Origin of the sequence: Roseobacter sp. GAI101 (assembly GCF_000156335.1) — a bacterium.
Classification (GTDB): Bacteria; Pseudomonadota; Alphaproteobacteria; order Rhodobacterales; family Rhodobacteraceae; genus Sulfitobacter.
Genome location: NZ_DS999213.1, coordinates 161,286 through 173,512, shown reverse-complemented (window position 1 = coordinate 173,512; position 12,227 = coordinate 161,286). Strand labels below are relative to the sequence as shown.

Sequence of the window (12,227 nt, the reverse complement as noted above, 5' to 3'; positions counted from 1 at the left end):
CCTGGACCAAGCCCGAGGTTCGCAAGGCCTACAAAAAGCTGATCAAGGTCCTGCACCCCGACATGAACGGCGGCGACCGGAGCCAGGAAGAACAGCTGCAAGAGGTCGTCTGGGCCTGGGACCAGCTGAAATCCAGCCGGAACTTCAAGGACCAGTAAACCGACTTTGCGCGCCTTGCCTGCGATATGGCTAAGGCGCGCAAAAGACCCGACCGCAGCGCCAAAATGCCCGAAATTTGCAACTGGCTGCAAATTTGACCGCCGCATCAATGTCGCAGGGGCGAATTGCCCCTTTCCCTTGCGCCTCAGAAAGATATGTTGCCACCCAACGGCGACCCTGACCCGCAGGGCGCACACCAGCATGAAGGACGACACGACATGGCCGAGACCTCATTGGATCTTAACACGAAACCCACCAAAGAGATCTCCGTTCGCGAAGTCTTTGGCATTGATACAGATATGATCGTGCACGGTTTCGAAGAACGCACCAGCCGCGTTCCCGATCTGGACAGCACCTACAAGTTTGATCCTGACACCACGATGGCGATCCTGGCCGGTTTCAACCACAACCGCCGCGTCATGGTGCAGGGCTATCACGGCACCGGCAAATCCACCCACATCGAACAGGTGGCAAGCCTGCTGAACTGGCCCTGCGTGCGCGTCAACCTTGACAGCCACATCAGCCGGATCGACCTGATCGGTAAAGACGCAATCAAACTGGTGGACGGCAAACAGGTTACCACTTTCCAAGAGGGCATCCTGCCTTGGGCCTTGCGCAACCCGACAGCGATCGTTTTCGACGAATACGATGCGGGCCGCGCCGACGTGATGTTCGTGATCCAGCGCGTGCTGGAAGTCGACGGCAAGCTGACCTTGCTGGACCAGAACCAGGTGATCGAACCACACCCCTATTTCCGTATCTTCGCTACGGCCAACACGGTCGGCCTGGGCGACACCACGGGCCTGTATCACGGGACCCAGCAGATCAACCAGGGTCAGATGGACCGCTGGTCGCTGGTCGCCACGCTGAACTATCTGTCCATTGACGCGGAAACCGCGATCGTTCTGTCCAAGAACCCGCATTACAACACCGACAAGGGCCGCAAGACGATCAAGCAGATGGTCACCGTTGCCGACCTGACACGGACCGCCTTCATGAACGGTGATTTGTCCACCGTGATGTCCCCGCGGACTGTCATCGCATGGGCCCAGAACGCCGAGATCTTCCGCAACATCGGCTACGCCTTCCGCCTGTCCTTCCTTAACAAATGTGACGAACTTGAACGCCAGACGGTTGCCGAATTCTATCAGCGCCTGTTCGACGAAGAACTGCCTGAATCAGCGGCCAGCGTGAGCCTTGGGTAAAGGCGCATCCATCATCGGCACCTGTGCCGCCCTGCTGTCAAGCAGTGGCGCGCAGGCCTATGATGACGCGGCTCTTTATCCGGCCGCGCAATGTGCGGCCTTCTGGCTGGGGTTCGACGACTATGCGAAACGATCCGCCTTTTTGGACAGTTCGCCCGCCTATGTGAAACGATCCGATGCATTTCGCGCTGTCGCCGTCAGACTGGCCCCTGCCCGCGTCACCGAAATTGACCGGACGATCCAAGACCAACGCAGCGCAATGGCCCTTTTGGCCGAAGCCGTGATTTACGCCAACGACAAGCAGTCTCGCAAGGTGTTTGAAACACTGACACAAACCTGCGAGAGTTTTGCCAGCAACCATCCTGAGACGCGAGATTTGAAATGAGCAAACCATCAGACAATCCCGCAGACGCGTTCAAGAAGGCCCTGGCCGAAGCGACCAAGGTCATGTCGCACGACCCTGATCTGACGGTCAGCTACTCTGTCGACCCGTCCGGCCTGTCGGGGGATGCGATGCGCCTGCCTCAGGTCAGCCGCCGCATGACGCGCGACGAAGTGTTGCTGGCCCGCGGCACGGCGGATGCGCTGGCGCTGAACCGGCGCTACCACAACGGACAGACCCATTCGAAATACCTGCCAAACGGCGACATGGCACGCGAGCTGTACGAAGCGATGGAAACCGCGCGCTGCGAAGCCGTGGGCGCGCGCGACATGCCCGGCACCGCCGGAAACATCGACGCCAAGATCAAATACGATTCCCTACGCAAGGGCTATGATCAGGCGAAGCAGCCCAGCGATGTGCCCTTGGCCACCGCTGCAGGCTATCTGGTGCGCCATCTGGCCACCGGCCGCGATCTGCCCACCGGCGCATCCAACGCGATGGAGTTGTGGCGCGGCTATATCGAGGAACAGGCCGGATCGACGCTGGAAACCCTGAGCGATACGCTCGACGATCAAGCCGCTTTTGCGCGGTTTGCGCGCAAGATGATCGTTGATCTGGGCTATGGCGATCAGTTGGGCGATGACCCCGACCAGTCCGACGAAGATCAGGACAGCGCCGAAGAAGAAGGCACCGAAGAGGAGCAGGATCCGGATAGCACCGGTCAGGATGATCAGGACGACGAAGAAGCAGAAGCGTCGCCGGAACAGTCCCAGGAAGAACAGCAGGACGCGTCGCAGGCACAAGTGTCGATGGACGATATGGCCGATCAGGAGCTTGGCGAAGAGGCCGAGATGCCCGACGGCGACGCCCCGATGGAGCCCCCGGCCCCGCCGCAAGCGTCTGATGCCGATCCGAATTATCTTGTTTATCAGACCGACCATGACGAGGTCATCGGTGCCGAAGATCTGGCGGAACCAGCCGAACTGGAACGCCTGCGCGCCTATCTCGATCAACAGCTGGAGCCGCTCAAGGGAGCCGTGAGCCGCCTTGCCAACAAGTTGCAACGCCGCTTGCAAGCCCAGCAGAACCGGTCCTGGGAGTTCGATCTGGAAGAAGGTACGCTGGACGCGGGCCGTCTGGCGCGCATCGTGGCGAACCCGACAACGCCCTTGTCGTTCAAGATGGAAAAAGACACAGAATTCCGCGACACCTGCGTGACGCTTCTTCTGGACAACTCCGGCTCAATGCGGGGACGTCCGATTTCCATCGCGGCGATCTGCGCCGATGTTCTGGCGCGCACGCTGGAACGCTGCAACGTCAAGGTCGAAATCCTGGGCTTTACCACCCGCGCCTGGAAAGGCGGCCAGGCCCGCGAGGCATGGTTGAACGAGGGCCGCCCCGTGCAGCCCGGACGTCTGAACGACCTGCGCCACATCATCTATAAATCCGCCGATGCCCCATGGCGGCGGACGCGGCCCAATCTGGGTTTGATGATGAAGGAAGGCCTGCTGAAGGAAAACATCGACGGCGAGGCGCTGGAATGGGCGCACCGCCGGATGATTGCCCGCCATGAGTCGCGCAAGATATTGATGGTGATCAGCGACGGCGCGCCCGTCGATGACAGCACCTTGTCGGTGAACCCGGCCAACTATCTGGAGAAACACCTGCGCGACGTGATCGCCATGGTCGAAAAGCGCAAGGCGGTCGAACTGCTGGCGATCGGGATCGGCCATGATGTGACGCGCTACTATGATCGCGCCGTCACGATTACCGATGTCGATCAGCTGGCCGGTGCGATGACCGAACAGCTGGCGGCTCTGTTTGACACTGATCCCCGCGCACGGGCCCGCGTCATGGGCATCCGCCGCGCAAGCTGAGGCGACGGGACGCTCCGCGGGGAGTTTATTTGGCAAAATGAAGAGGGACTTGCGTCATGTTTCAATCGTTTGAGGTGACTTCGAGGCCTGAACAGGGGCCACCACGCCTGGCAGCGTTGCGCACGGAGCTGAAGATCGAAGGGCTGGACGGCTTTTTGGTGCCACGGGCCGACGCGCATCAGGGCGAATATGTCGCCCCTCACGATGAACGTCTAAGCTGGCTGACAGGGTTTACCGGGTCGGCCGGGTTTTGTGCTGCCTTGATGGATGTGGCTGGCGTGTTCATCGACGGGCGCTACCGGACGCAGGTCAAGGCGCAGGTGGCGGATGTCTATACCCCCGTAGCCTGGCCCGAGGTGTCTTTGGCCGACTGGCTTCGGTCGGAATTGCCGCAGGGTGGTGTCGTTGGATTTGATCCGTGGCTGCATGCCGAAGGGCAAATCGAACAGCTTGGAGAGGCCTTGAAGGGCAGCAGGATCGAAATGCGACGATGCCCCAATCTGGTGGACCGGATCTGGCACGATCAACCGGCACCACCGATGTTTCCGGCCAAGGTCCATCCGCTTGAATTCGCCGGTGAGTCTCATACCGACAAATGTGCGCGCTTGGGAAAGGTTTTGCGCGACAAGGGAGAAACCGCGGCAGTGATCACCCTGCCGGACAGCCTGTGCTGGCTGCTGAATATTCGTGGCGCGGATATTGCGCGCAATCCTGTGGTGCATGGCTTTGCCGTGTTGCATGGATCGGCAGCGGTTGATTTGTTCGTGGCACCGGAAAAGGTCGCCGATCTGGCCGACCATCTGGGTGACAGCGTGACCGTACATCCGCCGCACACCTTGCTGGCCTATCTTGGTGCCCTGCCCGGACGGATCCGGCTGGACAAGACAACCGTTCCCGTTGCCGTTGCCGATGCGGTGGGCGAACATGCGTCCTGGGGCGACGACCCCTGCGCCTTGCCCAAGGCTTGCAAGAACGCCGCAGAGGTTGCCGGATCGGCTGCGGCCCATCTGCGCGACGGTGCCGCCCTTGTTGAATTGCTCGCCTGGCTGGATGCGCAGGCCCCCGGCACGGTGTCAGAAACGCAGGTCGTGGCAAAGCTGGAGGACGCACGGCGGCGCGACAATGCCTTGCAGGACATCAGCTTTGAAACCATCGCAGGCACCGGTCCCAACGGGGCGATCATGCATTACCGCGTGACCGAAGACACCGACAGCACCCTTGAGGAAGGCCATCTGCTGGTGCTGGATTCCGGCGGGCAATATCTGGATGGCACGACTGACATCACCCGTACCGTCGCCATCGGCGCGGCCCCTCTCGAGGCGAAGCAAGCGTTTACCCGTGTGCTGATGGGCATGATCGCGATGAGCCGTCTGCGCTGGCCAAGCGGCCTTGCCGGGTGCCACATCGAAGCCATCGGGCGCTTGCCGCTTTGGATGGCAGGCCAGGATTTTGATCACGGATTGGGACACGGCGTCGGCGCATACCTAAGCGTGCATGAAGGCCCGCAGCGATTGAGCAGGATCAGTACCGTTCCCCTGTCGCCCGGTATGATCCTGAGCAACGAGCCCGGCTATTACCGCGAAGGGGCCTTTGGCATCCGGCTTGAAAACCTGCTGGTCGTACGCCCTGCCCCTGATCTGCCGGGCGGGGATGGTCACCGTGAAATGCTGATGTGGGAGACGCTGAGCTTTGCCCCGATCGACAAGCGGCTGATCCTTGCGGATATGTTGGATACGCCGACGCGCGACTGGTTGAATGCCTATCACAGCGACGTTGCGGAAAAGATCGGGCCCCGGCTATCGCCTGCGGCGAAACTATGGTTGGATGCCGCAACTGCGCCGATCTGAGCGCCGGAAAATCAAAGTATTTCAGGGGGAAATGTTAAAATGGCAGACCACATCAAGATTTTGAATGCCAAGGGAACGTGGACGGTACGCGCCGGGGGGGCCGTGCTTGCCGAGACCAAGAATGCGCTGGAGCTGCGGGAAGGCGACATGGCGGCGGTGATCTATATCCCGCGCGAAGACATCGCCATGGCGTTTCTCGACAAGACTGAAAAAACCACCCATTGCCCGCATAAAGGCGACGCCAGCTATTATTCCGTGGTCACGAAAAGCCGCACGTTGAACAACGTGGCGTGGTCCTATGAAGATCCCAACGACGCTGTCGCCGGGATCAAGGGTCATCTGGCCTTTTATGCGACTGTCGACGAAGTCGCCGTCGAACAGATCTAGGCGTCGCCTCTAGACGTTCAGCAACCAGCTGGTGTCGGCGCTTAGGGCGGCGGCATCGGTATTTTGCAAGATCACGACCACGTTCCCGCCCACAACGATTTCACTGTCCGTGCCATTGGCAGCGGGGCGAATGACAAAGTTGCCATCGCCCGGTGCGAATGTCGCCGGAGAGCTTTGGGTTTCCTGCAGATACAGCCCGTCTTCCGCCAGATTGAAATCCGTCACAATGACAGGGGCCGTGCCGACCTGATCATAGCCGATCGCGTTGATCACGTCAGCACCGGCACCGCCCGTCACTGTATCCCCATCATTGGCGCTGATGGTGTCATTGCCATCGCCCCCCATGACCGTATCGGCCAGCGTGTCCGACGCACCGGTGACATCCGTGCCAAAGTTGAAGTCATAGGCGCGGATCACATCATTGCCGGCCCCGCCGTCAATCTGATCTGCCCCGGTACCCGACAGCAGGAAATCATTGCCGTCATCACCCATCATCGTGTCATTGCCCGGCCCGCCAAAGATCGCGTCGTTGCCCGCGCCGCCGCTGATGATATCATCGCCCTTGTTGCCCGCCAACTGGTCAGGGCCTTCGCCGCCGGACAGCGTATCGTTGCCGGGACCTGCGTTGATCGTATCGGCACCACTGTGGCCGAACAGATTGTCATTGCCGCCACCGCCATTCAGCAGATCGCTTTGGGTGCCTCCATCCAGCACATCATCGCCCGCGCCCCCGTTCAAAATATCGTCCAGGCCGCCCCCTGTCAGCGTGTCGTCACCCGCATTGCCATTCAGCAGGTCGTTGCCGCCCATGCCATCCAGCAGATCGTCACCGGACAGACCGCTTAGCGTGTCATTGCCGGTACCACCGAACAGGGAATCGTTGCCCCCACCGCCGTTCAGACCATCATTGCCGTCGTTGCCATAGAGTGCGTCATTGCCGTCGTTACCGGCGAGATAGTCAAACCCCTCGCCCCCGCTCAGCGTGTCAAAGCCACGGCCGCCAAACAGGGTGTCCGCGCCAAAATTGCCTTGGATGTCGTCATTTCCAGACCCGCCATTCAGCAGGTCGTTGTTGGTACCGCCGCGCAGCACGTCATTACCCTTGCCGCCGAACAGCGTGTCGGCCAAACCGTTGCCAAACAGGGTGTCTGCGCCATCGCCCCCGTCAAGGGTATCCGCGCCGTTGCCGCCGACAAGCGTGTCCTCTCCGCCAAACCCGGCAAGGCTATCATCGCCAAAGTTGCCCTCGAGTGAATCGTTGCCCGCTCCGCCATCCAGCGTGTCGTTACCGTTTTCACCTGACAGGCTATCGTTGCCCGTGCCGCCGCGCAGCAGATCGGGACCGTCGCCGCCCTGCAGCAGATCGTCGTCGCCAAAGCCGGTCAGCACATCCGCACCGGCACCGCCATCAAGCGTGTCCGCCTGTGGACCACCATTCAACGTGTCATCGCCATCGTTACCAGTGACAAGGTTGTTCCCACCGCCGCCGGAAAGGCTGTCGGACCCGGCACCGCCCACCAGGGAATCGTCATTGCCGAAACCGTTGATGGTATCGTCGCCCTCAAGCCCGTTCAGATCATCCATCGCACCCGTGCCGTTCAGCAGATCATTGCCACTCGTCCCGGTCGCAGTGTTCAGAACACCCTCGGGGTCATCCTGCATCTGGTCCGTCGTATCGGTGTCGTCATTGTCATCACTGAATAAACCGGCGGCACCAAAAAGTGCCAAGGCGGGTAGCAAAAGCAATCCCAACATAAATCAATCCCCTTAAATAAAGTTAGGAATAGATTAACCCAATTCATGCCTTCGTTAAGCCACGAAATTGCCTCAATTCAGCCGGCTGATCACGTATGAACGATAATTCATCGCCATGCTCCGCATTGTCCGAATATTTGATACAGTTATGAATGCTCTTCTGCAGCGGTATCTGCCAAGGCGCGGTTATAGGCCTTCAATGCGTCCACCTGGAACAGCGCGCCCAGCAATTCGGGGGGCGAATCGGGCTTGAGGGTCACGACGGGAATAAATGCGACCGCTGATTGTTCAAAGATCGGCATCGCAGCCTCAAGCGTGGCGGTGCCGTCGATATATGTCCCCTCTTTGATCAGGGTCCAGCAAACGTCTGGATCAGCCGCGCGTGGATCATCAGGGCGGCGCATGATCCGCGCGACGACAAACATCGCCAGCAGATAGGCCTGCGGACCGGCTGCCAGATGCACACCGCGCCGCTCCATCTGGGTCAGGAAAAAGCTGCGGTCGACCATGCGTGAAGCCAGCGCCGTGGACATGCTCACGGCGATCATAACGGCCAGCCCGGTCTGCCAGTCGCCGGTCAGTTCGAACACGATCAAGGTCGTCGAAATCGGAGCCCCGAGAACGGCAGCCGCAACCGCCCCCATCCCCGCCAGCGCATAAAGCGAAGTAACGCCGGACACATTGGGAAACACCCCCGTCGCGATCAGCCCGAAGGCCAGACCGGTCAGCGCCCCCAACATCAAGGACGGTGAAAACACGCCGCCGCCCATGCGCCCGCCCAAGGTGATCGACACGGCGATGATCTTGAGCACCGCGAAAACCAGCGCTTCGTTCAACACCAGATTGCCCGCCAGCGCACGCGTCGTCGTCTCGTAGCCGACGCCGATGATATGGGGGAACCACAGCGCAATCACCCCCAGGATCGCCCCCGCTGCGGCCGGGCGCAGATAGCGTGGCAGTTTGCTGCGGTCCTGGATAAAGTTGCCGATATCCTCGGCCCAGAAAATGCTGCGCATCAGCACGACAGCAACAACCCCGCAGGTCAGCCCAAGCAGCAGGAACGCAGGGAGTTCAGCGTAAAAGGCCACATCGCCAATCTTGGGCAGCGCAAATTCTGTCAGCCCGCCGAATTCCATCCGGTTGATCACCGTTCCCGCAGCCGATGCAATTACGATGGGCGCAAAGGCGTGGACTGCAAAATGCCGCAGCACGACTTCGAGCGCGAAAAGCGCACCGGCAATCGGCGCGTTGAAGCTGGCTGAAACGGCCGCCGCCACGGCACAGCCCAGCAGGTCGCGCCCGGTGATGCCGCTGGCGTTGATGCGGCGGCTGACAAGGGTGGAAATAACGGCGGCCAAATGGACCACCGGCCCTTCACGGCCCGACGATCCACCGGTGCTAAGCGTGATCATCGACGCCAAAGCCGAGGCCAGACCGGCCCGCGTTTCGACCCGACCATCATGCATCGCAGCGCCCAGGATCACATCGCTGACGCTGCGCACACGCGCGTCACGGGTGAAGTTATGCAGGATCAACCCAACCAGCAGCCCGCCGACCGTCGGAATCAGGACGACCCAGTGCCAATCCAGGCTGCCGATAAAGCTGTGCAGGTGCTGCACGTCTTCAGTCCCGTAAAGGAACGCTTGTATCGCGTTGATTCCCTTGCGGAAAAACAATGCGGCAAAACCCGCCGCGATGCCCACCACAAGGGCAATGAACCAGAAGGTAACCTTGCCCGGCCCCTGAAGGCGCAGCACGTCCCAGCCTGCGCGGGCCCTGCCACGGGCCACACCATATTGTTCGATCAGATAGGGACGGGGTTTCAAGGCCATAGCTGCTTTTGATCTGGGACGCCCCTTGTCTAGGACGAACGCTGCAGTGATAAAAGCCCCACCATGCACGTCACCGGAGTTAGTTGGCGAATTGATCGCCCAAAAGTTCGCGCGCAGCGGCGCGGGCAGCGTCTGTGATCGTGTCACCTGCCAGCATCCGCGCGACTTCGTCCACGCGCTCGGGGTCGGACAGCGGCGTGACGGTGGACAATGTCATGCCCTTCGAGACCGATTTCGACACCCGCCAATGATGCGCGCCAAGGGCTGCAACCTGCGGTGAATGGGTCACAACAAGCACCTGACCGCCCTGCGACAACGCCGCCAACCGCCGCCCCACGGCATCGGCGGTTGCCCCGCCCACGCCCCGGTCGATTTCATCGAAAATCATAGTCAGCCCGGTCTGCCCCTTCGCCAAACAGACCTTCAGCGCCAGCAAAAAGCGGCTTAGTTCCCCGCCCGAGGCGATCTTGCCCAATGGTCCGGCCGGTGCGCCGGGGTTTGTGGCCACGGTAAAGGACACGGCATCGCGCCCCTCGGGCCCTGCGGGTTCGGCGGTGATCTGGGTCTGGAACACCGCGCGCTCCATCTTGAGGGGGGCCAGTTCAGCCGCGACCGCCTTGTCGAGCTTGCCTGCCGCCTTGGCACGCGCAGCCGTCAGCGCGTCGGCGGCGTCATCATAGGCGGCTTGGGCATCGCGCACGGCCTTCTCAAGCCCTGCCTGTGCCGCTTCGCCGGCATCCAGCGCATCAAGCTTGTTGCGCAACGTGTCGGCAAAACCAGCCAGATCATCCGGTGCCACTTCATGCTTGCGCGCAAGGGCACGGATCGCAAACAGGCGTTCTTCGGTTTCTTCCAGCTCAAGCGGGTTGAACGACATGGTGTCTATCGCCGCCACCACGCCTTCCATCGCCTCGTCCAGTTCGATGATCGCACGCGACAGCGCGGCCATCGGGGCCTCGAGCGTGCCATCGGCCTTGTCCGCCACACCGTCCAGCCAGCGCAGCGCATCGCCAAGCTGGGTTTCAGCGCCACCCTGCCCCATCATCTCATAGGCATTCACGACGTCGGACCGGATCTTTTCCGCGCTTTGCATCGTGCGGCGGCGAACATCCAGTTGGGCTTCCTCGCCTGCTTCGGGGTTCAGCTTGTCCAGTTCACCCACGGCATGGCGCAGGAATTCTTCTTCTGCGGCAATTGCGTCCCGTTCAGCGGCGGCCAGCTTGGCAGCCTTGCGGGCGGCGGCCAGCGCAGACCACGCCTTGCGGACCTTGTCGCGCAGCGCAGCGTTGGCCGCAAATTCATCCAGTATCGCGCGGTGCCCTTTGGGGTCCAGCAGACCGCGATCATCATGCTGGCCATGCAATTCCACCAAGGTTTCCGACAAGGCGCGCAGTACCTCGCCAGAACAGCGGCGGTCGTTGACCCACGCCGTCTTGCGCCCGTCCGACCCGTTGATGCGCCGCAAGATCAGCTCCGGCCCGCTGGGAAGGCCTGCTTCCTCCAGCACCGCATGGGCGGCATGGCCCTCTGGCAGATCGAACCATGCCGTAACCTCGCCCTGTGCCGCCCCCTGGCGCACCAGATCGGCGCGGCCGCGCCAGCCCAGAACAAAACCCAGGCTGTCCAGCAAGATCGACTTGCCCGCGCCGGTTTCGCCGGTCAGAACGTTCAAACCCGGCTGAAACGCAAGTTCCAGCCGGTCGATGATCAACATATCCGAGATATCTAAGCCGCGTAACATGGATGAATTTCCGTGTGGGACCAACCGAGGGGACGCGTCAGATCCAGTCGCCCTTGATGCTTTGACGGTAAATCGCACTTAGCCAGTTGTTGCCCAGAGATTTCATCTCGAGCCCCTTACCGGTCAGCAAGGCATAGCTGGCGGCATACCATTCGGTCGACTGGTAGTTGTAGCCAAGGATCGCCCCTGCCGTCTGCGCCTCGTTGGTGAGACCAAGCGAAAGGTAAGCTTCGACCAGACGGTGCAAGGCTTCGGCGGTGTGCGATGTGGTCTGGAAGTCTTCGACCACGACACGGAAGCGATTGATCGACGCGGTGTAATGTTTGCGGCGCAGGTAATAGCGACCGACTTCCATCTCTTTGCCGGCCAGATGGTCGAACGCGAGATCGAATTTCAGCACAGCCGCGCGGGCATATTCGCTGTCAGGATAATTCTCGATCACCTGACGCAGGGATTGCAGTGCCTGAAACGTCAGACCCTGATCGCGCCCGACTTCGTCGATCTGGTCATAATAGCTGAGCGCCAGAAGGTAGCTGGCATAGGCCGCGTCATCATCATCAGGAAAGAAGTCGATGAACCGCTGCGCCGCAGAGCGACTGTTGGGATAGTCCTGATCCTGATGAAAGGCAAAGGCCTGCATGATCAGCGCACGTTTCGCCCATTCGGAGTAGGGATAGAGGCGCTCGATCTCAGAGAAATACTCGGCCGCTTCGGCAGGCCGTTTGCGGTTCAGTTCAAATTCGCCACGCTCGAAAATCTGCTCTGCTGAATAGGTTTCGAGCGGCACTTCCTGTGGGTTAAAGAAACTTTTGGTAAAACGGCCTGTATCTTGGCTGCCGCATGCGCCAAGGGCCGCAACCACAAGCACCGCACCGACCAACCGCTTGCGCGACTTCGCACTTGTCATGCTGAACACCCTCGTTTCATTCCACCAGCCACGCTTTACGATACGCGCCTGCCCATGACTAGCACAATGTATTGTGCAACAAAACGGGCATTACGCATTGCAGCGCGCGCAGCACTCACGGCTGCTTGCTGTCTT

At 60.8% G+C, this 12,227-nt stretch carries 10 protein-coding genes; 6 read left to right on the top strand and 4 right to left on the bottom strand.

The features are described from left to right. From RGAI101_RS22275 to RGAI101_RS00730, 6 genes are all read left to right on the top strand, one after another. Positions 1 to 158 (top strand): J domain-containing protein (locus RGAI101_RS22275; RefSeq protein WP_254655290.1); only part of this gene is annotated, 158 nt, incomplete at its 5' end. A gap of 219 nt (positions 159 to 377) precedes the next feature. Continuing rightward, entirely contained in the window at positions 378 to 1,364 is a 987-nt protein-coding gene (gene cobS / locus RGAI101_RS00750; RefSeq protein ID WP_008226853.1) for a cobaltochelatase subunit CobS, read from the top strand. Continuing rightward, positions 1,357 to 1,749, top strand: a complete 393-nt coding sequence (locus RGAI101_RS00745; protein WP_008226980.1) for a hypothetical protein — start codon at positions 1,357 to 1,359, stop codon at positions 1,747 to 1,749. Before cobS ends, RGAI101_RS00745 begins: the two co-directional genes overlap by 8 nt. Beyond that, positions 1,746 to 3,623 (top strand): cobaltochelatase subunit CobT, encoded by a 1,878-nt coding sequence (gene cobT / locus RGAI101_RS00740; protein WP_008228570.1) that lies wholly within the window; start codon positions 1,746 to 1,748, stop codon positions 3,621 to 3,623. Before RGAI101_RS00745 ends, cobT begins: the two co-directional genes overlap by 4 nt. Positions 3,624 to 3,679: 56 nt before the next feature. After that, the gene (locus RGAI101_RS00735) at positions 3,680 to 5,470 is read left to right on the top strand and encodes an aminopeptidase P family protein (RefSeq protein ID WP_037227013.1); all 1,791 of its coding nucleotides are present in this window, start codon (positions 3,680 to 3,682) and stop codon (positions 5,468 to 5,470) included. A 39-nt stretch (positions 5,471 to 5,509) separates the two neighbouring features. Continuing rightward, on the top strand, positions 5,510 to 5,857 hold the full coding sequence (locus RGAI101_RS00730; protein WP_008228789.1) for a DUF427 domain-containing protein: 348 nt from the start codon (positions 5,510 to 5,512) through the stop codon (positions 5,855 to 5,857). Between the two features lie 9 nt (positions 5,858 to 5,866). Here the strand turns inward: RGAI101_RS00730 and RGAI101_RS00725 are convergent, their stop codons facing one another. From RGAI101_RS00725 to RGAI101_RS00710, 4 genes are all read right to left on the bottom strand, one after another. Continuing rightward, positions 5,867 to 7,612: a calcium-binding protein gene (locus tag RGAI101_RS00725; protein WP_008228098.1), complete on the bottom strand. Its 1,746-nt coding sequence runs from the start codon at positions 7,610 to 7,612 to the stop codon at positions 5,867 to 5,869. Between the two features lie 146 nt (positions 7,613 to 7,758). After that, the gene (locus tag RGAI101_RS00720; protein WP_008227645.1) at positions 7,759 to 9,444 is read right to left on the bottom strand and encodes a chloride channel protein; all 1,686 of its coding nucleotides are present in this window, start codon (positions 9,442 to 9,444) and stop codon (positions 7,759 to 7,761) included. Between the two features lie 79 nt (positions 9,445 to 9,523). Continuing rightward, positions 9,524 to 11,185 carry a DNA repair protein RecN gene (gene recN / locus RGAI101_RS00715; protein ID WP_008227184.1) on the bottom strand — a complete coding sequence of 554 codons (1,662 nt, stop codon included), beginning with the start codon at positions 11,183 to 11,185 and terminating at the stop codon, positions 9,524 to 9,526. Between the two features lie 37 nt (positions 11,186 to 11,222). Next, entirely contained in the window at positions 11,223 to 12,092 is an 870-nt protein-coding gene (locus RGAI101_RS00710) for an outer membrane protein assembly factor BamD (RefSeq protein ID WP_008228809.1), read from the bottom strand. Positions 12,093 to 12,227: the final 135 nt, after the last annotated feature.